The following is a 20,681-nucleotide window of genomic DNA, read 5'->3' as shown; positions in this document are numbered from 1 at the left end:
TCATCACCCTCGACGCCCGACGACGCGACTCCGCCAAGAGCGCCCTCATCACCCTCGTCGAACACGCCCTCCTCGCCCGCCTCCGCTGACCGGAGGACGGACGAACGGGCGCGCGCCGAAACGGACCGCGCCGAAACGGTACGGCCCACGGCCCCTGCGGGGGTCCGTGGGCCGTACCGGCCGTCCGCGGGCTACTCGCCGGGCTCCAGCCCCGCCCGGATCAGCCCGTAGGTGTAGGCGTCCTCCAGGGCCAGCCAGGAGGCCGCGATGACGTTGTCGGCCACCCCGACCGTCGACCAGGCCGCCGAGCCGTCGGTGGACTCGATCAGCACCCGGGTCTTGGACCCGGTGCCGTGCTCGCCCTCCAGGATGCGGACCTTGTAGTCCACCAGCTCCAGCTTGGCCAGCTGCGGGTAGATCCGCTCCAGCGCGGTGCGCAGCGCCCTGTCCAGCGCGTCCACCGGGCCGTTGCCCTCACCGGTGGCGATCTTCCGCTCGCCCTTGGCCCAGAGCTTCACCGTCGCCTCGTTGCCCGGATTTCCGTCCGGGCCCTGCTCGCTGATGGTCCGCCAGGACTCCAGGGTGAAGAACCGCTCGCGTCCGCCGCGCACCTCGTCGCGCAGCAGCAGCTCGAAGGAGGCGTCGGCGGACTCGTAGGTGTAGCCGAGGTTCTCCTGCGCCTTGACCCGGGCGACCACCCGGCCGGCCAGGTCGCGGTCGGTGGAGAGGTCGTAGCCGAGCTCCTTGCCCTTGAGCTCGACCGAGGCGCGGCCGGCCATGTCGGAGACCAGCATCCGCATGGTGTTGCCGACCACCTCGGGGTCGATGTGCTGGTAGAGGTTCGGGTCGACCTTGATCGCGGAGGCGTGCAGGCCGGCCTTGTGCGCGAAGGCCGAGTAGCCGACGTACGGCTGGTGGGTGGAGGGGGCCAGGTTGACCAGCTCGGCGATGGCGTGCGAGATCCGGGTCATCTCGGCGAGCCTGCCCGCGGGCAGGACGGTCCGGCCGTACTTGATCTCCAGTGCGCCGACCACCGGGAACAGGTTGGCGTTGCCGACCCGCTCGCCGTAGCCGTTGGCGGTGCACTGGACGTGGGTGGCGCCGGCGTCCACCGCGGCCAGGGTGTTGGCCACCGCGCAGCCGGTGTCGTCCTGGGCGTGGATGCCGATCCGGGCGCCCGGCTTGTACGTGTGGCAGTCCCGGAGCACGTCGGCGACGATCTCGTGCACCCCGGCCGGGAGCATCCCGCCGTTGGTGTCGCAGAGCACCACGACGTCGGCGCCGGCCTCGTGCGCGGCGCGGACCACCGCGAGGGCGTAGCCGCGGTTGGCCTTGTAGCCGTCGAAGAAGTGCTCGCAGTCGATGAAGACCCGGCGGCCCTGGGAGCGCAGGTAGGCGACGCTGTCCCGGACCATCTCCAGGTTCTCGTCCAGGGTGGTGCGCAGCGCCAGCTCGACGTGCCGGTCGTGGGACTTGGCGACCAGGGTGACCACGGGGGCGCCGGAGGTGACCAGGGCGGCCAGCTGCGGGTCCTCGGCCGCCTTGCCGCCGGCCCGGCGGGTGGCGCCGAACGCGACCAGTCGGGCGTTCTTGAGGTCCAGCTCGGCGGCGGCCCGGGCGAAGAACTCGGTGTCGCGCGGGTTGGCGCCGGGCCAGCCGCCCTCGATGAAGCCGACCCCGAAGTCGTCCAGGTGCCGGGCGATGGCCAGCTTGTCGGCCACCGTGAGGTTGATGCCCTCGCGCTGCGCGCCGTCGCGCAGGGTGGTGTCGAAGACGTGGAAGCTGTCGTCGGTGGGGCTACTGGCCTCGGTCATGGCCCTGGGTTCTCCGTTCGGGGAGGCGGGTACTGCTCTGCCGGTATGGGATCCGGCTCCACTGTCCAGCATCCCGCGCGCTTCCCGGTGTCTGTCGGTCCCTTGTGGGGACGTCGGCCGGTCCGGGACAAAACAAAAGACCCCTCGCGGGTGCGAGAGGTCTGCGCGCGGGTCTGGACGCTGGTGGTCGCTCCGCATCGGGTCGTGCGGGAGCGGTCACTGCGGACCGGCGCGCCTGCTGCTAATAATCAGCGAAAGCGAGGACACGCTCGGAGTCTGGCACATCCATCCGGCATCCGGCCCGACCGTCTCGGCATCCGAAACGGCCAGGCCGGGCGCGGGGCTCCGGATCAGACGATCTTGTGCAGCCAGCCGTGGGTGTCGGGGGCCTGGCCGCCCTGGATGGCCAGCAGCGCGCTGCGCAGCTCCATGGTGGTCGGGCCGGGCTCGCCGGCGCCGACCGTCCAGTCGCCGCCGCGGGACTTGACCGAGCCGACCGGGGTGATCACGGCGGCGGTGCCGCAGGCGAAGACCTCGGTCAGGGTGCCGTCGGCGTTGCCCTGCTTCCACTCCTCGGTGGAGATCTTCCGCTCCTCGACGGCGTAGCCGAGGTCGGAGGCGAGCTGGAGCAGCGAGTCGCGGGTGATGCCGGGCAGCAGCGCGCCGGACAGCTCCGGGGTGACGATCTTCGCGTCCTTGCCCTCGCCGAAGACGAAGTACAGGTTCATGCCGCCCATCTCCTCGATCCACCGGTGCTCGGCGGCGTCGAGCCAGACGACCTGGTCGCAGCCCTTGGCGGCGGCCTCGGCCTGGGCGACCAGCGAGGCCGCGTAGTTGCCTGCGCACTTGGCGGCGCCGGTGCCGCCGGGCGCGGCGCGGACGTAGTCCTCGGAGAGCCAGACCGAGACCGGCTTGACCCCACCGGGGAAGTAGGCGCCGGCCGGGGAGGCGATGATCATGAAGATGTAGGAGTTGGCCGGGCGGACACCCAGGCCGACCTCGGTGGCGAACATGAACGGCCGCAGGTACAGGCTCTGCTCGGGCTCGTTCGGGACCCAGTTCTGCTCCTGCTGGACGAGCAGCTCGACCGCCTCGACGAAGGTCTCGACCGGCAGCTCGGGCATCGCCAGGCGGCGGGCGGAGGCCTGGAAGCGGGCGGCGTTGGCCTCCGGGCGGAAGGTCGCGATCGAGCCGTCGGTCTGGCGGTAGGCCTTGAGGCCCTCGAAGATCGACTGCCCGTAGTGCAGGGTCATGTTCGCCGGGTCGATCTCCAGCGGCGCGTACGGCGTGAGCTGTGCGTCGTGCCAGCCCCGGCCCTCGGTCCAGCGGATGGTGACCATGTGGTCGGTGAAGATCCGCCCGAAGCCGGGGTTGGCCAGCCGGGCCTCGCGCTCCGCGTCGGACAGCGGGTGGGCGGAGGGCTTGAGGTCGAACGGGATGGGCGCCTGGGTGGGCGTGCTCATGGCTGTGTGTCCTTCACCGTGGGGTTGGGCCGGGCCGCCTCCGTCGGAGATTCGTTTCGGCGAACGAACGCACGACGGCACGGCCCACTGTCGATACTCGCATCCAGAGGGCCGTGCCGAACAGTTGCCGGCTCCTTGGGGAGCTGCAAGCTGCGGTTATGCGGTCCGGCCCTGACGGCCGGAACAGCTGTTCCCGGCCGTCAGCCGGATACCCGGGCGGCGAGCGCGTCGCCGACCTGGGACGTCGTACGGGTGCCGGTCCGCTCGGCCAGGTCCGCGGCGACCGCGGCCTCGACCGCGGCGGCCTCGGCGGCGAAGCCGAGGTGCTCCAGCAGCATGGCGACCGACAGCACGGTGGCGGTCGGGTCGGCCTTGCCCTGGCCCGCGATGTCGGGCGCCGAGCCGTGCACGGGCTCGAACATCGACGGGAAGGCGCCGCCGGGGTTGATGTTGCCGCTGGCGGCCAGGCCGATCCCGCCGGTGACGGCGGCGGCCAGGTCGGTCAGGATGTCGCCGAACAGGTTGTCCGTGACGATCACGTCGAACCGCTCGGGCTGGGTGACGAAGAAGATCGTCGCCGCGTCGACGTGCAGGTAGTCGGTGGTGACCTCGGGGAACTCCCGGCCGACCTGCTCGAAGATCCGGGTCCACAGGTGGCCGGCGTGCACCAGCACGTTGTTCTTGTGGACGAGGGTGAGCTTCCTGCGCGGGCGGGCCTGGGCGCGGGCGTAGGCGTCCCGGACGACCCGCTCGATGCCGTACGCGGTGTTGAGGCTGACCTCGGTGGCCACCTCGTGCTCGGTGCCGGTGCGCAGCGAGCCGCCGTTGCCGACGTACGGGCCCTCGGTGCCCTCGCGGACGACCACGAAGTCGATCTGCGGGTCACCCGCCAGCGGGGACTTCACGCCGGGGAAGAGGCGGCCCGGGCGCAGGTTGATGTGGTGGTCGAAGGCGAAGCGCAGCTTCAGCAGCAGCCCGCGCTCCAGGACGCCCGACGGCACGCTCGGGTCGCCGATGGCGCCGAGCAGGATCGCGTCGTGGGTCTTCAGCTCCTCGAGCACGCTGTCCGGCAGCGTCTCACCGGTCCGGTGGTAGCGCCGGGCGCCGAGGTCGTACTCGGTGGTCTCCAGCTTCACGTCGGCGGGCAGCGCGGCGCCCAGGACCTTGAGGCCTTCGGCCACCACTTCCTGGCCGATGCCGTCGCCGGGGACAACTGCGAGACGAATGGTGCGAGACATGGTCGGACCCTACTCCGGCGTCCCAGGGGCTGACACCTGACGTCCACTATCCGGACGGGTGATCAGTCCAGATCGACCTCGACCTCGAACGGGCGGTCGACCTTCAGCTGCTTGTGGTGGATCCCGGTCAGGCCGTAGGACATGGTGGCCGGGTCGAGCTCGTAGGTGTGGACGACCGGACGCCCCTCGTCGTCGCTCTCGACGCGCCAGAAGTGGCGGATGCCGGCCGCGGCGTACTTGCGCGGCTTGACCTGGCGGTCGCGCTCCCGGGACTCCTCGGAGACGACCTCGACGGCGAGCAGCACGTCCTCGGCCTCGCAGGACGTCCGCCTGAAGTCGACGCCGGCGCGTTCGTCGACCACGAGCAGGTCGGGCTCGGGGCGGTTCCGCAGGTTCAGCCTGACCGTCATCTCCCGCCAGACCTCCCACCCCTCCGGAACCGCGGCATCCAATGCCTGTTCCAGCCGGCGGAGGGTGCGCATGTGGAATCGCGTCTGCGGACTCACGAAGATCAGGCTCCCGTCGAGCAGCTCGGTGTGCGGCGGGAGATCCGGCAGCCGGTCGAGGTCCTCGGCGGTGTACCCCTCGGCCGGGGGACGGATCCAGGCCGGGTACGGCTCGATGGTCATGATTCCTCCCATGCGGGCATCCTGACGGCGTTCTCAGGCTACTCGGCGGGGTTCTTCCGCACGTCCCTCCCACGAGGGAGCGCGTACGCCGCCGCCCGCGCCGGGGGCGCGCTTATGCTCACGGGCATCCGGTCCGGCATTCCTCGCAGAAGGGGGCAGATCACCATGGAGGCGCGCTGGCGGGAGGCACGGGTCTGCGCGGTCGCCGCTGGACTGGCCATGGCCGGGTACACCCTTGCCGCCGGGCTGCGCGGGGCCTGGCCGCCCGGGGCGGCGCAGACCGCGGTGCCGTTCCACGCCCAGCTGTGGGACCTCGCGCACGGGAGTTCGACCGGGGATCTGCTGTTCAACTGGAACAGCGGCTACGGGGCGCCGTTCCTGGCGGACTTCTTCGCCTTCCTGATGAACCCGTTCTCCTGGTTGACGCTCCTGCTGCCGCGCGCCCAGGGGCAGCTCGCGGTCTTCCTGGTCGCGCTGTTCAGCATCGGGCTCGGCACCGGACTGATGGCGCACGCACTGGGCCGGCTGCACGCCGGGCCGCACTGGCTGCGGGCCGTGACGGCGGTCGGCTACGGGCTCTGCGCCTGGGTGCCGGACAACGGCGGCGCCGCCCCGATGTGGCTCTGGGGGCTGGTCTCGCTGCCGCTGCTCTGCCTGGCCGCCGACTGGTGCCTGCACGAGCGCCGCTGGGTGGGCGGCACGCTGTGCGTGACCCTCGCCTGGGCCGGCAACCTGTACACGGCCGCGATGGCCACCATCACGGCCGGCCTGGTGCTGGCCGTGCGGCTGGCGGCCGTGCGGCGGCCGTTCAGAGGGCTGGTCCGGGTGACCGGACGGGCGGTGACGATGGCCGCCGTCGGGGTCGGACTCGCGGGGCCGGTGCTGTTCGTCGGCATCCGGGCCGCCCAGGGCGCCCAGCCGGAGTCCCCGCTGTACCCGTTCGGCCCGTCCGGGCTCGGCGAGCACCTGGCGCAGCTGCTGCCCGGCACCCACACCGGCCGGCTCCTGCCGGACGTCTCGGTGGGCCTGCTCGGCCTGCTGCTGGTGGCCGGGCTGCCGTTCAACCGGCGGGTGCGGGTGCGCGAGCGGCTCGCCTGGGGCGGGCTGCTGGTCCTGGTGGTGCTGAGCTTCGTCTGGACCCCGACCGTGCTGGTCTGGCACGGCCTCGCGATCCCGGCCGGCGGCCCCTACCGGGTGGCGTTCGCCCTCAGCGGCCTGTTGGTGCTGGCCGGCTGGGTCTCGCTGGCGCACCGGCCCGACCCGCTCACGCTGGCCGGCGGCGCGGGCGTGGTGCTGCTGGCGGCGGGCCTCGCCGCGGGCCGGCCGGCCGTCCACGCCTCCACCTGGGTGCTGCTGGCGGTCGGCGGCGCGGTGCTGCTCGCCGCGCTGTGGACGCTGGACCACCGGCACACCGACCGGCGGGCGGGGGCCGCCGCCACCCTGGTGCTGGGCTGCGCGGTGTTCGGCGGCGCGGTCTGGTCGGCGTACACGGCGATGGGCGCCCCCTCCCCCGGCACCGCCTCCGGGCCGGCCGTCCGGGCCGCCCACGCCACGCTGCGGCAGGCCGCCGACTGGCCGCGGGGCCGGGCCGACCCGGGCCCGCACGCCTTCACCCCGAACGACCCGATGCTGCTCGGCGGCCAGGGCGGCGGGTACTCCAGCGGCTACCTGCCCACCGTCACCGCGCTCCTGCTGCACGACCTCGGCGCGGGCTGGACGGCCGGCGGGCGGCAGACCGAGAGCGTCACCGACCCGGTCGGGCGGGCGCTGTTCGCCGTCCGGACGTACCTGGACGACGGGCCGCCGCCGGACGGCTTTACCCCCGGCCGGAGCGCCGGCGCCCCGCCGCTGGTGACCGTGCTGGCGCCCGGTGCCACCACGGACACCTCCTCGGTCTGGGCGCGGCAGGAGTCGCTGCTCGGCGGCAGGGTCTACGACGTCCCCGAGCCCGCGCCGGGCGGCGACCCGCTGCCGACGCTGCACGGCACCAGCGGCTGGTCCGTCCCGGCCACCCCGGCGGGGGCGGCGGGCACCGTGTTCACGGCGGCCTGCAGCCCGGGCGGCACCGCGTACTTCCACGGCGTCTGGTTCAACGGCACGGTGGGCGTCCCCGGCGAGGGCACCGGCTACCGCAGCGACGGCGTGCAGCCCACCACGGCGGTCCCAATCCACCTGCTGGGGCCGGTGCCGGCCGACGGCCAGGTCCGGGTGGTCCTGCGGACGGACGCCGCCACCCAGGTGCCGGCCCGACCGATCGGCTGCCTGCGGCCGGGCGCCCTGGCCGCGGAGCTCGCCCGGCTCGCCGCGACCGGGGCCACCCGGGTCACGGCCGGCGGGCACTCCCTCACCGCCGACCTGCCGCCGGGCAGCACGGGCACGGCGCTCATCTCGGCCCCCGCCACCGCGGGCTGGACCTGTTCGGCCGGCGGCGGCCCGGCGGTGGTGCCGCAGTCGGTGCTGGGCATGATCGGGGTCCCGCTCGGCGCCGACGTGGACCGGGTCAGCTGCTCGTTCCGCCCGCCCGGCCTCACCGAGGGCCTGACCCTCGCCCTGGCGGCCGCCGCCACCACCGTCCTGGTGGTCGTCTTCGGCCGACTGCGCCACCGCCCGACCCGGCGGCCCCGCTCGGCCCGCCGCGCGGCGGCCGGGGGGCACTGACAACGGGGGCACCGAGGCAGGCGGCGCCAAGACGCAGGGCCGCCGGCCGGAGTGCTGCTCCGGCAGGCGGCCCCTAGGCCCTGTCAGGGAAGGGTGATGATCTGGGCGCGCCGGTCGCCCGGGTTCAGGTGGTGCAGGAGCAGCAGCCGCGAGGTGTCGCCGGCGGCCCGGCGGACGTCCAGCGCGGTGCCCGGCTGGGCGGGGGCCGCGATGGCGGCCGGGCCCCCGGGGGTCGCCCGGACGTCCAGGGCCGGGTGCAGGACGTCGATGGCGAGGGTGGGCCGGGTGCCGCGCAGGCCGATGGCGGAGAACGCCTCGGCCGGGTCCGGCTTGCCGGCGGTCGCGATGCCCGTCCAGAGGCCGTAGCGGACGGTGCTGTGGCCGGCCTTCACCCCCGGCAGGGCGCTCAGCCGCACCGGCAGGACCAGCACCTCGCTGTCCAGCAGGGCGGTGTCGGTGTCGCCCCAGCGCGCGTTGAGCGGCTGGACGTCCAGCTCGGCGCCCGTCCGGGCGTCCACCGTCCGCGCCACCAGGACGTCGCTGCCGCGCTGGCGGTCGGCCTTGACGAAGACGTCGGTGACGCCGTCCCCGTCGGTGTCCAGCGAGGCCCGGACGGCGAACAGGCCGACCGGGGTGGCGGCGGGGGCCCACACCTGGGCGGCGAGGTAGAGCACGCCCTCGCCCTCGGCCGCAGCGGGCGCGTCGGAGGCCGCACCGGCGGCCCGCAGGTTGGCGGCCCGGTCGCCGGGGCGTTCCACGCAGACGTCCTGCGGGGCCTGCGGCTCGGTGGCGTCCTCCGGCAGGATGCCCGCGCCCGGTCCGGCCGCGGCGCCGCTGCCGGGCGGGCAGTCGTCCCAGGGGGCACCCTCCCCGCCGAGCGCGAAGGCGCTGACCAGGCCCGGATCGTCCCCGGGCGCGGCGGAGCCGTCGAGGACGACCAGCGCGCCCGCCTGCGGCGTCCGGGCCCGGACGCCCGCGCTCAGGTCGGAGGCCGGGCGCGGGGCGGCGAACACCGGGACCCTCAGCTCGGGCAGCGCGGTGTCCTCGGCGGGGGTGAGCAGCAGCCGTCCGGAGAGCTCGCCGCGGTAGCTGCGGGCCCGGCCGCCCTGCCGGGTGTCGATGGTCGGGTCGGGGGCGCGGCCGAGCTGCCCGGGCACGGCCAGGGTGACCTGCACCCGTACCGCGCCGCCGGCCGGCACCTCGATCCGGTCGGGCGTCACCCGGAAGCCGGCGCCCGGGAGTTCGGTGGCCGCCTGGTAGCCGGTGCGGTAGCTCAGGTCGGTGCCGGACAGGTTCCGCACCTCGACCTCCCGGGTCGCGGTGAACGGGCCGCCCACCTCGACCGGGCCGAAGGAGACCCCGACCGCGCCCTCGACCGCGCCCGCCCCGGCCGCGTACGCGACGGCGGGGGTGCGCACGGCGCGGTCCGCCTGGGCCCGGCCGGCGCCGGTGCGCTCCGGCCCGTAGACCGGGCCGCCGTGCCCGTCGCCGAGCCAGGTGTCCCCCGCGGTGTTCATCAGCGCCGCCTTGACCTGCTCGACCGTCCAGTCGCGGTGGGCGGCCCGGACCAGTGCGGCGAGGCCGACCACGTGCGGGGTGGCCATCGAGGTGCCGTCCTCGCGCTGGCCGGCGCTGCCGCTGCCGGCCTTGGCGGACCAGATGGTCTCACCGGGGGCGGCGAGGTCCGGCTTGACCACGCCGGGCACGCCGATGCCGCGCGAGGTGAAGTCGGTGAGGGTGTCGGCACGGGCGGGCTGGTCCTGGGAGACCACGCCGTGCAGCGGGTTGCCGGGGGCGGCGAGCCGGACCTGCACCGGGCCGTCCGCCGCGCCCCGGCGCAGCCGCTCGCCGTCCTCGCGGGCGAGCAGGGCGAGCGGGACGCGGTCGTTGCCGGAGATCTCGGCGAGGTGGTCGTCGTCGGCGGCGAGCAGGGCGCCGATCGCCCCCGTGTCGGCGACGTGGTCGGCGCGCGGGCCGGAGCCGCAGGCCCGCTCGGACTCCCGGGTGCGCCAGGCCAGGACGGCGATCCTCCCGGTCAGCCGGGCCCGGTCGGCCTCGGTGAAGGCCGTGCAGCCGTCCGCCTGGTCGACCGGCAGGGCGAGCTCGCCGACCACGTCGGCGGTGGCCCAGCCCTGGTAGCGGGCGCTCCAGTGGGCGGGGACGACGGCGGCGAGCGGCTCGGGGGCGAGCACCCGGATGCCGTCGGCGTCGCTGTGCGGGTCGACGGAGGCGGCGACGGCGATCGCCCGGGCGGCGGTGCCGGGGCTGCCGCCGATGCCGTACACGTCGCCCTCGTTGCCGGCCGCGGCGACCACCACGGTGCCGAGTTCGGAGAGGTGGTCGACGGCGATCGCGTCGGCGTCGTCGGTGGCGCCGAAGCGGCTGCCGAGCGAGAGGTTGACGATGTCGAGGCGGTCGCCGAGGTCGCCGTCGCCGTCGGGGTCGGCGGCCACGTCGAGGGCCTGGGCGAGCTGGTCGGTGGCGCCGTCGCAGCCGAACACCCGGATCCCGTACAGCTGGGCGCCGGGCGCGGCGCCGGGGCCGATCAGGAAGCCGGCCGGGTCGAGGCCGGGCCGGTAGGGGCCGGTGTAGGGGCGGCCGTCGGCGGTGACGCCGAGGCCGGCGGCGCTGCCGGCCACGTGGGTGCCGTGGCCGTTGACCGCGCAGTCGAGCGGGTTGCCGTCCGGGTGCGGCACGGGCTGGTAGTGCGGGGCGGACGGGTCCGGGTTGTAGTCGTCGCCGACCAGGTCGCGGCCGCCGACGACCTTGGCGTTGGGGAAGAGCTCGGCGGGCGCGGGCTTGGCACCGTCCACCGCCCGGAACGCCTCCTCGGTGCCGGGGCCGCCGAAGTCGGCGTGGGTGTAGTCGATGCCGCTGTCGATGATGCCGATCCGCACGCCCTGCCCGGTGGTGCCGCCGCCGCCGTCGCCGGACGGCCCTGCCCAGACCTGCGGGGCGCCGGTGAGCGGGACGGAGTAGGCGTTGTCCCGTTGCTTGCGGACGATCGGGTGGACGGCCCGGACACCGGGCAGCGCGCGCAGGGCGGGCAGCCGGTCGGCGGGCACGGTGACGGCGAGGCCGGTGAGCAGGGTGCGGGTCCGGTAGAGCTCCCGGGCGGTGGGCGCGGCGCCGTGCACGGCCTCGGCCAGCCGGTCGAGCGCGCCGGACCCGAGGGCCCGCTGGTCGGCGCCGGCCCGGGCGGCCTCGCGGCGGACGGCCTCCGGGGGGCGCTGGGCCCGCCGGGCCTCGGCGGCGGCCCGCCGCCAGACGGGGCCGGCCGCCTCGGTGCCGAGCTCCAGCAGGACGGAGGCCTCCCGGCCGGACGCCGTCGGTGGACTGCCGGCCGCGGGGGCGGCGGCCAGCGCGACCGGTCCGGCCAGCAGAGCCAGGGTGAGGCCGATCCGGGCGATCGGACGACGGACGGGTGGCTGACGCACTGGGCCCTCTCCCCCGGTAAGGGGGACTGATCCGCACGCCGTGCCGCTGACGCCCGCCCGTGCGGCCGTCGATCACCCTTCCGGGGGCCCCAAATTAGGATGATCGCGCCGGACAGCGCGAGCAACTTCCCTCGAACGGGGGCTACTTGCACTCTCCGGAGTGATCGAGCGTCAGGCCGGACGGCCCATTCGGAGGATGAACGCCACCGCCCGGTGGCGGACCCTCAGGAGGACGGGGGCGACCATCAGTGGTGGCCGGTGACGCCGCCGTTGTCACGGCGGTCCAGCGCGCGCTGCAGGGCGGCGGCCGCGAAGGGGCTCCGCTCGGCCGCACGGCGGCGGCGCGGGCCGCGGGCGGGGGTGGCAGCAGGGGCGGGAGTGGCGTGACGGTCTGCGGTGGGGGGCATACCGGGCTCCTTTGGACAGCGCGCAGGCGCGAAGAGGGTGGGGAGGGGTACACGGGGCGGGGATCGCCTGCCCTCGACGCGTACGGACGCGCACACGGGCCGCACACCCTGGCTACAGGGGCGGCACACCGTATGGCCTCTCCACGGTACGACTCCGGGATTGCCCTGTCTGCACGAATACTTGGATTTCCTAGTATCTGAGACGGGTGTCACCCGGAGCGCCGAACGGGCCTCGAACACGGCAGGGCCCGGGCCACCGGGAGTCGGTGGTCCGGGCCCTGTCGGGTGGGCCGGGCCCGGTCCGTCGGACCGGGCCCCGGGCGCGTCGCAGGCGCCCTGCGGGGCTCAGGCGCCCAGGTCGACCGAGCGGGCGAAGCGGGCGCCGATCTCGGCGGCGATCGCGTTCAGCACGTCCTGCGGGATCTGGGTGTCCACGGTGAGGGAGGCGAGCGCACCGCTGCCGTCCCGGGCCACCTGCATGCCGGCGATGTTGATGCCGGCGTCGCCGAGGTGGCGGCCGAGCACGCCGACCACGCCCGGGCGGTCCTCGTACTTGAAGAACGCCATGTGGTTCGTCAGCGCCACGTCGACGTCGAAGGCGTCCACGCCGACGATCTTCTGGGTCTGCTTCGGGCCGGCCAGCGTGCCGGAGATGGCGATCTCGCTGCCGTCGGCCAGGGTGCCGCGCACGGTGATCACGTTGCGGTGCTCAAGGCTCTCGCTGGAGGTGGTCAGCCGCACCTCGACACCGCGCTCCTGGGCGAACAGCGGGGCGTTGACGTAGGACACCGTCTCGGCCACCACGTCCTCGAACACGCCCTTGAGGGCCGACAGTTCGAGCACCTTGACGTCGTGCTGGGTGATCTCCCCGCGGACCTCGACGTCGAGCCGGACGGCCACCTCGCCGGCCAGCGCGGTGAAGATCCGGCCGAGCTTCTCGGCCAGCGGCAGACCGGGGCGCACGTCCTCGGCGATCACGCCGCCCTGGACGTTGACCGCGTCCGGTACCAGCTCGCCGGCCAGCGCCAGGCGGACCGACCTGGCGACCGCGATACCGGCCTTCTCCTGTGCCTCGTCGGTGGAGGCGCCCAGGTGCGGGGTGGCGACCACGTTGTCGAAGGCGAAGAGCGGGGAGTCGGTGCACGGCTCCTTGGCGTACACGTCCAGGCCCGCGCCGGCCACCCGGCCGTCGCGCAGGGCGCTGGCGAGTGCCGCCTCGTCCACGATGCCGCCGCGCGCGGCGTTGACGATGCGGACGGTCGGCTTGACCTTGTGCAGCGCCTCGTCGCCGATCAGGCCGATGGTCTCCGGGGTCTTCGGGAGGTGGACGGTGATGAAGTCCGAGACCTCCAGCAGCTCCTCCAGCGAGACCAGCTTGACGCCCATCTGAGCGGCCCGGGCGGCCTGGATGTAGGGGTCGTACGCGACGATCTTCATGCCGAAGGCGGACATCCGCTGGGCGACCAGCACGCCGATCCGGCCGAGGCCGACGACGCCGAGGACCTTCTCGCTCAGCTCGACGCCGGTGTACTTGTTGCGCTTCCACTCGCCCTGCTTGAGGGCGGCGTTGGCCGGCGCGATGTTGCGGGCCACCGAGATCAGCAGGCCGCAGGCCAGCTCGGCGGCGGTGACGATGTTGGAGGTCGGCGCGTTGACGACCATCACGCCGGCCTTGGTGGCGGCGGAGACGTCCACGTTGTCCAGGCCGACACCGGCCCGGGCGACCACCTTGAGCTTGCGGGCGGCGGCCAGCGCCTCCGCGTCCACCTTGGTGGCGGAGCGGATCAGGATGGCGTCCACATCGGCGATCGCGGTCAGCAGCTCGGTGCGGTCCGCACCGTTGCAGTGGCGGATCTCGAAGTCGGGCCCGAGGGCGTCGACGGTGGCGGGCGACAGCTCTTCGGCGATCAGAACGACGGATTTGCTCACGACAGTGTTGTCCTTAACTGTCCGGTTCTCCCCGGCACGTAGGTGGCGTGGAAAGCGGGGGGAAGGTGGCATGCCGCGTAGGTAGACGCACGACGCTGTGGGCCTGACGCGCACTCGGAAGTGTATCGACGGGCTGGGTGCCAGGCTGCTCCCGTCCGGCGAAATCACCCGGACGGGAGCAGCCTAGTTGTACAAGGGAGTTACGCCCTGGGGCGAGGTCCCGGAGAGGCTCAGGCCTCTTCCTTGACCCAGCTCATCAGCTTGCGCAGCTTCTTGCCGGTGGTCTCCAGCAGGTGGTCCTCGTCGGCCTTCTTGTACTCGTTGTACTTGGGCAGGCCCGCCTTGTACTCGGCGATCCAGGTGTTGGCGAAGGTGCCGTCCTGGATCTCGGCGAGGACCTTCTTCATCTCGGCCTTGGTGGCGTCGGTGATGATGCGGGGGCCGGTGACGTAGTCGCCCCACTCGGCGGTCTCGGAGACCGACCAGCGCATCTTCTCCAGGCCGCCCTCGTACATCAGGTCGACGATGAGCTTCAGCTCGTGCAGGCACTCGAAGTAGGCGATCTCCGGCTGGTAGCCGGCCTCGACCAGGGTCTCGAAACCGGCCTTCACCAGGGCGGCGGTGCCACCGCAGAGGACGGCCTGCTCACCGAACAGGTCGGTCTCGGTCTCCTCGGTGAAGGTGGTCTTGATGACGCCGGCCTTGGTGGCGCCGATGCCCTTGGCGTAGGACAGCGCCAGCTCCAGGGCCTTGCCGGAGGCGTCCTGCTCGACGGCGACGATCGCGGGGACGCCGCGGCCCTCCTCGTACTGGCGGCGGACGAGGTGGCCCGGGCCCTTCGGGGCGACCATGCAGACGTCGACGTCGGTCGGCGGCTTGATGAAGCCGAAGCGGATGTTCAGGCCGTGGCCGAAGAACAGGGCGTCGCCCGCCTTCAGGTTCGGCGCGATGGACTCCTCGTAGACGTCGCCCTGGATCGGGTCCGGCACCAGGATCATGATGACGTCGGCCTCGGCCGCGGCCTCGGCCGGGGTGACGACGCGCAGGCCGGCCTCCTCCGCCTTGGCACGGGACTTCGAGTCCGCCTTCAGGCCGACCCGGACGTCCGCGCCCGAGTCGCGCAGGGACAGCGCGTGGGCGTGGCCCTGGCTGCCGTAGCCGATGACCGCGACCTTGCGGCCCTGGATGATGGACAGGTCGGCGTCGTCTTCGTAGAACAGCTCGGCCACGGGGGCACATCTCCTTGCGTGGTGGTGTTGCCGGGTACTGCGGTTCCTACCGTAATGCGCACCCGGCAGGGTGTGGGGCGTTGCTTCAGGGTGTGAGACGGGCGCGCCGCGCACGGCGCCGCCACCGCCTACGCGCTGCGGTCGAGGGCACGCAGCGAACGGTCGGTGATCGAACGGGCGCCTCGCCCGATGGCGACCAGACCGGACTGGACCAGCTCCTTGATGCCGTACGGCTCCAGCATCCGGAGCATGGCCTCCAGCTTGTCCGAGCTGCCGGTGGCCTCGATCGTCACCGCGTCGGGGGACACGTCGACGGTCTTGGCACGGAACAGCTGGACGATCTCGACGATCTGGGACCGGGTCTCGTTGTCCGCCCGGACCTTCACCAGGACCAGTTCCCGCTGGATCGCAGCGGACTGGTCGAGTTCGACGATCTTTATCACGTTCACGAGCTTGTTGAGCTGCTTGGTGACCTGCTCCAGCGGGAGGTCCTCGACGTTGACCACGATGGTCATCCGGGAGATGTCCGGGTGCTCGGTCGGGCCGACCGCGAGGGAGTCGATGTTGAAGCCCCGTCGGGAGAACAGCGCGGCGATGCGGGCGAGCACGCCGGGCTTGTTCTCGACCAGGACGGAGAGGGTGTGCTTGGACATGGGGTCTCTGTTCCCTTGGTCGCTCTGGAGGGGGGCTTCAGTCGAGGTCGTCGCCGAAGTCGGGCCGGACGCCCTTGGCGAACTGGATCTCGTCGTTGCTGGTGCCGGCCGCGACCATCGGCCAGACCATCGCGTCCTGGTGGACGATGAAGTCGATGACCACCGGGCGGTCGTTGATCTCCATCGCCTGCTTGATCACCGCGTCCAGGTCCTCCGGGCGCTCGCAGCGCAGGCCGACGCAGCCCATCGCCTCGGAGAGCAGCACGAAGTCGGGGATCCGGGTGCCCTGGGCCGGCGGCTCGATGCCGTCGTGGCCCGGGCCGGCGTGCAGCACGGTGTTGGAGTAGCGCTGGTTGTAGAACAGGGTCTGCCACTGGCGGACCATGCCCAGCGAACCGTTGTTGATGACGGCGACCTTGATCGGGATGTCGTTGAGCGCGCAGGTGACCAGCTCCTGGTTGGTCATCTGGAAGCAGCCGTCGCCGTCGATCGCCCAGACCGCCGTCTCCGGGCGGCCCGCCTTGGCGCCCATCGCGGCCGGCACGGCGTAGCCCATGGTGCCCGCGCCGCCCGAGTTCAGCCAGGTGGCCGGCTTCTCGAACTGGATGAACTGCGAGCTCCACATCTGGTGCTGGCCGACGCCCGCGGCGTAGATCGCCTCCGGGCCGACCAGCTGGCCGATCCGCTCGATGACCTGCTGCGGGGAGAGCTGCCCGGCGGGGGCCGGCTCGTAGCCCAGCGGGTAGGTCTTCTTCCACTCGTTGAGCTTGACCCACCAGTCCGCGTAGTCGCCCTTGTGGCCGGCGTCGAACTCGGCCTGGACGGCGACGATCAGGTCGGCCAGCACCTCGCGGGCGTCACCGACGATCGGCACGTCGGCCGGGCGGTTCTTGCCGATCTCGGCCGGGTCGATGTCGGCGTGGACGATCTTGGCGTACGGGGCGAAGCTGTCCAGCTTGCCGGTGACGCGGTCGTCGAAGCGGGCACCGAGGGTGAACAGCAGGTCCGACTTCTGCAGCGCGGTGACGGCCGGGACGGTGCCGTGCATGCCGGGCATGCCCAGGTGCTGCGGGTGGCTGTCGGGGAAGGCGCCGAGCGCCATCAGGGTGGTGACCACCGGGGCACCGGTCAGCTCGGCCAGGATCCGCAGCTCGGCCGTGGCGTTCGCCTTGAGCACGCCGCCGCCGACGTACAGCACCGGGCGCTTGGCGCCCACCAGCATCTTCGCGGCCTCGCGGATCTGCTTGGCGTGCGGCTTGGTGACCGGGCGGTAGCCGGGCAGCGAGGTCTCGACCGGCCAGCGGAAGGTGGTGGTGGCCTGCAGCGCGTCCTTGGCGATGTCGACCAGGACCGGGCCGGGGCGGCCGGTGGCGGCGATGTGGAAGGCCTCGGCGATCACCCGGGGGATCTCGGCCGGGTCGGTCACCAGGAAGTTGTGCTTGGTGATCGGCATCGTGATGCCGCAGATGTCCGCCTCCTGGAAGGCGTCGGTGCCGATCGCCTTGGAGGAGACCTGGCCGGTGATGGCCACCAGCGGGACGGAGTCCATGTAGGCGTCGGCGATCGGGGTCACCAGGTTGGTCGCGCCGGGGCCGGAGGTGGCCATGCAGACCCCGACCCGGCCGGTCGCCTGGGCGAAGCCGGTGGCGGCGTGGCCGGCGCCCTGCTCGTGGCGGACCAGGATGTGGCGCACCTTGGTCGAGTCCATCAGCGGGTCGTACGCGGGAAGGATGGCCCCGCCCGGGATGCCGAAGACGGTGTCCGCGCCCACGGCCTCCAGCGAGCGGATGAGCGACTGGGCGCCGGTCATGGTCTCGACGACGTGCTGGGGAGCGGGAGCGTGGGCGGCCGGGGTGTCCCCGCGGCGGGGGGATGCGGCGTGCTCGGTCATCTGCCTGTCTCTTCTCGGGTTCTGCCGGCCCGGGGTAGCGAGGGTTCTATCCGGTTCGGGCCGATCGCCGGCTCTGCCCCAATCGTCCCCCTTTTCCCACGAGATCGGGGCGGTGAGGGCGGCTGGAGCCAGGGGTCTTGCGGTGGTGGAACAGCGTCAGTGCAACAAAAAACCCCTCGTGCCAAGGGCATGCGAGGGGTGGCGCGTCGGTCTGTCACAAGCGGGACGTTCAGGCCCGCTCAGCCGACGCGCCCGCCAAGTACGAGAATTCGGGTGCGCATGGCAACGACCTTCCTCCCGTGCGGGGGCGACTGTCAAGCAGGTGGGACGACAGTCTCGCCATGCGGACCATGTCCCGGACCTGCCACGGCGCGGTGTTCGGGCAGGTCGGAGGGCCCGTGGTGATGTGCGACACGGGCGGGCCCGGCCTCCCCGCGGCCACTCGTCCGGGTGTCGGGGGCAAGGTGCGGGCGACGGGCCGCGAGCGGGCCGGGCGGTCTCGGCAGCGGGTAGACCCGGCGGGCCAGGGCTCGGCGCAGCCTGGTCTCGTCGAGCGGCGGGGCGAAGGCCGATCCCTGGCCCTGGCGGCAGCCCAGCTCCTGGAGGGCGGAGACCTGCCGCGGCAGGTCCACCCCCTCGGCGGCGGTCACCAGCCCGAGGTCGCGGCCGAGCCTCAGGGCGTGCCCGGCGAGGGTCCGGCTGAGCGCGGACTCCCCCAGGTCCTGGACGAGCGTGCGGTCCAGTTTGAGCCCGTCGAACGGCAGCCTGGCCAGGGCGCCGAGCGAGCCGCTGCCCGCACCGAACCCGGCCAGCGCGGTGGAGACGCCGAGTCTGCGCAGGGCCGCCAGCCGCCGGCCGAGCTCGTCCGCCAGGGCGTCCGGTCCCATCCGGGCCACCTCGATCACCAGCTGGGTGGCGGGCAGGCCGGTGTCCCGCAGAGCGGCCACCACCGCCTCGTACATGCCGGGCGAGCAGAGCCGCTCGGCGGAGAGCCGGACGCAGACCGGGACGGGCGCCTGCGCCGGGCGGATCCGGGCCGCCGCCGCGCGCCGCAGCACCGCCGCCGCCACCGCCTCGTGGATCAGCCAGCGGGAGAACCGGGTGGCCGCGTCGCCGAACTCGGCCGAGCGCAGGAACTCGGCGGGGGTGAGCAGCAGGCCCTGCGCGGAGCGCCAGCGGGCCTGCGCCTCGACGGTGGCCACGGCGCCGTTGACGAGGTCCACCACCGGCTGGTGGAGCAGGGTGAAGCCGCCCTCGCGGACGGCCACCCGCAGCCGCTCCTCCAGCTCGGTGCGGCGCTCCAGGTCGGCGCGCATGGCCGGGGTGTAGAGCACCACCCGGCCCTTGCCCTCGGACTTGGCCCGGTACATCGCGAGGTCGGCGTTGCGCATCAGCTCGTCGGTGGCGGCCCTCGGGTCGGCCGCCGGGCCGCGCTCGGGGGTGCCGAAGGCGATGCCGATGCTGGCCGCGACGCTGAGTTCGGCGCCGCCGATCCAGTACGGCTCGGAGAGCGCGACCCGCAGCCGCTCGGCGAGCTCCTGGACCTGCAGCCGGCCGAGCGGTCCGCAGACCAGGGCGGCGAACTCGTCGCCGCCGAAGCGGGCGACGGTGTCCCCGCAGCGCACCGCGCCCTGGAGCCGGCGGGCGGCCTGCACCAGCAGCTCGTCGCCGACCTGGTGGCCGGCGCTGTCGTTGACGGCCTTGAAGCCGTCCAGGTCGAGGAAGAGCACCGCGACCCCGGTGCCGCTCTCGCCCTGCTGTCCGCGGGCGCCGAGCGCGGCCCGCACCCGTTGGGAGAACAGCGCCCGGTTGGGCAGGTCGGTCAGCGGGTCGTGGAAGGCGTTGTGCTGCAACTGGGCCTGGAGTATCACGCGTTCGGTGACGTCCCGGCTGTTGAGGATCAGGCCGTCGCGGTACCGGTTGACGGTGGACTCGACGTGCAGCCACTCGCCGCCGCCGGAGCTGATCCGGCACTCCACCCGGGCGGAGGGCTCGGCGGCGCCCGGGTTGCGGTGGGCCGCGCGCCGGCCGCGGGCGAGGAAGCGGCGGACCTCCAGCAGCACCCGGTCCACGTCCTCGGGGTGGACCAGGTCGAGCAGGTTCCCGCCGACCAGCTCCTCCGGGTCGCGGCCGTAGACGCCGAGCGCGGCCGGGGAGACGTAGGAGAGCACGCCGTTGGCACCGGCGATCATGATGACGTCGCTGGAGCCCTGCACCAGGGAGCGGAAGTGCGCCTCCTTGTGGGCGAGTTCCTGCGCCAGCGAGAGGTTGTCGAGCAGCATCACGCCCTGCCGCAGGATCAGCGCGAGGCCGACGGTGCAGGCGGCGGAGGCCACCACCCGGTCCAACGGCCGTCCACCGAGGGCGTTGTAGAGGATCCCGGCGGTGCAGACCGCGGCCGCCGCGTACGGGGTGAGCGCGCTGAAGGTGGTGGCCACCCGGCGGCGCGGCAGGCCGCCGACCGAGGGGTGCTCGCGCAGCGGGCGGCGCCAGCGCGGCGACCACGGCGCCCAGGCCAGCAGCAGGCTGCCGGCGAACCAGCCGGCGTCCAGCAGCTCGCCCGAGTGGTAGCTGACCCGCAGCTCGGGCGAGGTGAACAGGGCGTCGCAGAGCACCGTGACGGCCAGGCCCACCATCGCGGTGTGCACCGCCGCCCGGTTGCCGTCGCGGCCGCCGAAGCGCAGCCCGACGACCAGGCTGACCAGCAGGATGTCCAGGACGGGGTAGGCCAGGTTGAGGGCGAGGCGCAGCGGGGAGCCGACCTCGCCGGCGGCGGTGCGCCCGAGCGCCAGGCTCCAGCTGAGGGTGAACAGCGAGCCGGCCACCAGCCAGCCGTCGAGCAACAGGCAGAGCCAGCCGGCCGCGCTGCGCGGGCGCTGGGCGAGCACCAGGACGCCGGTGATGGCGAGCGGGGCGAACAGCAGGAAGGCGTACTCGGCGAGCGAGTCCTGGGGCAGCGGGGTGCCCTCCACCAGTTCGTACCAGCCCCAGGTGCCGTTGCCGAAGGAGACCATCAGCGAGGAGAGGCCGAACAGCAGCCAGGCGGGGCGGGCGTGGCCGCCGACCGCGCAGCCGTACGCCAGGCAGGACAGCGCGGCCGCGAGGGCGGCCGCGGCCAGGCCGAAGTCACCCATGAAGACCGAGAGTTGGGGGGATCCCCAGCCCAGGGACGCACCCAGCGCATACGTCAGGCAGAGCGCGCCGAGCGCGGCGCCGGGCAGCCCGCGGCTGTGCAGCAGCCTGCGGGTCGGGCCGCCCGGGGCGGTCGTGGACGCGTCGGATTCCGGTACGCCGGGCCGTCCGGCTCCGGGCAGCACCGCATCGGTGGAGCTC

The 20,681-nt window shown here is 73.7% G+C and carries 12 protein-coding genes and 1 pseudogene; 2 read left to right on the top strand and 11 right to left on the bottom strand.

From position 1 onward, the window contains the following. Nucleotides 1-89: pseudogene (locus ACIGZJ_RS08600) on the top strand (ATP-binding protein); the annotation flags it as partial. Nucleotides 90-191: 102 nt separating this feature from the next. Here ACIGZJ_RS08600 and cimA read toward each other — a convergent pair. The 4 genes from cimA to ACIGZJ_RS08580 all read right to left on the bottom strand — a co-directional run bounded on the left by cimA (nucleotide 192) and on the right by ACIGZJ_RS08580 (nucleotide 5,156). Beyond that, nucleotides 192-1,814, bottom strand: a complete 1,623-nt coding sequence (cimA, locus tag ACIGZJ_RS08595) for a citramalate synthase (RefSeq protein WP_396456541.1) — start codon at nucleotides 1,812-1,814, stop codon at nucleotides 192-194. Between the two features lie 350 nt (nucleotides 1,815-2,164). Further along, entirely contained in the window at nucleotides 2,165-3,277 is a 1,113-nt protein-coding gene (locus ACIGZJ_RS08590) for a branched-chain amino acid aminotransferase (protein ID WP_396456540.1), read from the bottom strand. 200 nt (nucleotides 3,278-3,477) lie between these two features. Continuing rightward, nucleotides 3,478-4,515 carry a 3-isopropylmalate dehydrogenase gene (locus ACIGZJ_RS08585; protein ID WP_396456539.1) on the bottom strand — a complete coding sequence of 346 codons (1,038 nt, stop codon included), beginning with the start codon at nucleotides 4,513-4,515 and terminating at the stop codon, nucleotides 3,478-3,480. 62 nt (nucleotides 4,516-4,577) lie between these two features. Next, entirely contained in the window at nucleotides 4,578-5,156 is a 579-nt protein-coding gene (locus ACIGZJ_RS08580; protein WP_396456538.1) for a Uma2 family endonuclease, read from the bottom strand. Nucleotides 5,157-5,309: 153 nt separating this feature from the next. Here ACIGZJ_RS08580 and ACIGZJ_RS08575 point away from each other — a divergent pair, with 153 nt between their 5' ends. Next, on the top strand, nucleotides 5,310-7,802 hold the full coding sequence (locus tag ACIGZJ_RS08575) for a YfhO family protein (protein WP_396456537.1): 2,493 nt from the start codon (nucleotides 5,310-5,312) through the stop codon (nucleotides 7,800-7,802). An 83-nt stretch (nucleotides 7,803-7,885) separates the two neighbouring features. On the opposite strand, the gene ACIGZJ_RS08570 is transcribed toward ACIGZJ_RS08575, so the two are convergent. The 7 genes from ACIGZJ_RS08570 to ACIGZJ_RS08540 all read right to left on the bottom strand — a co-directional run bounded on the left by ACIGZJ_RS08570 (nucleotide 7,886) and on the right by ACIGZJ_RS08540 (nucleotide 20,587). Then, nucleotides 7,886-11,239, bottom strand: coding sequence for a S8 family serine peptidase (locus ACIGZJ_RS08570; protein ID WP_396456536.1), 3,354 nt, complete (start codon nucleotides 11,237-11,239; stop codon nucleotides 7,886-7,888). A 245-nt stretch (nucleotides 11,240-11,484) separates the two neighbouring features. Then, nucleotides 11,485-11,646 (bottom strand): hypothetical protein, encoded by a 162-nt coding sequence (locus ACIGZJ_RS08565; protein WP_392929460.1) that lies wholly within the window; start codon nucleotides 11,644-11,646, stop codon nucleotides 11,485-11,487. Between the two features lie 345 nt (nucleotides 11,647-11,991). Further along, nucleotides 11,992-13,575, bottom strand: coding sequence for a phosphoglycerate dehydrogenase (gene serA / locus ACIGZJ_RS08560; RefSeq protein ID WP_392929458.1), 1,584 nt, complete (start codon nucleotides 13,573-13,575; stop codon nucleotides 11,992-11,994). 230 nt (nucleotides 13,576-13,805) lie between these two features. Beyond that, nucleotides 13,806-14,804: a ketol-acid reductoisomerase gene (ilvC, locus tag ACIGZJ_RS08555; RefSeq protein WP_396456535.1), complete on the bottom strand. Its 999-nt coding sequence runs from the start codon at nucleotides 14,802-14,804 to the stop codon at nucleotides 13,806-13,808. A gap of 128 nt (nucleotides 14,805-14,932) precedes the next feature. Next, complete coding sequence (gene ilvN, locus ACIGZJ_RS08550) at nucleotides 14,933-15,457, bottom strand: acetolactate synthase small subunit (protein WP_344442053.1); 525 nt, start codon at nucleotides 15,455-15,457, stop codon at nucleotides 14,933-14,935. A 37-nt stretch (nucleotides 15,458-15,494) separates the two neighbouring features. Continuing rightward, nucleotides 15,495-17,348, bottom strand: coding sequence for an acetolactate synthase large subunit (locus ACIGZJ_RS08545; RefSeq protein ID WP_396456534.1), 1,854 nt, complete (start codon nucleotides 17,346-17,348; stop codon nucleotides 15,495-15,497). A gap of 314 nt (nucleotides 17,349-17,662) precedes the next feature. Then, nucleotides 17,663-20,587 carry a putative bifunctional diguanylate cyclase/phosphodiesterase gene (locus ACIGZJ_RS08540; RefSeq protein WP_396456552.1) on the bottom strand — a complete coding sequence of 975 codons (2,925 nt, stop codon included), beginning with the start codon at nucleotides 20,585-20,587 and terminating at the stop codon, nucleotides 17,663-17,665. Between the last annotated feature and the right edge of the window lie 94 nt (nucleotides 20,588-20,681).

Origin of the sequence: Kitasatospora sp. NPDC052868 (genome assembly GCF_044547105.1) — a bacterium.
Taxonomy (GTDB): Bacteria; Actinomycetota; Actinomycetes; order Streptomycetales; family Streptomycetaceae; genus Kitasatospora.
Note: the sequence above shows the minus strand (reverse complement) of the source record. Positions and strands in the feature narration are given on the sequence as shown.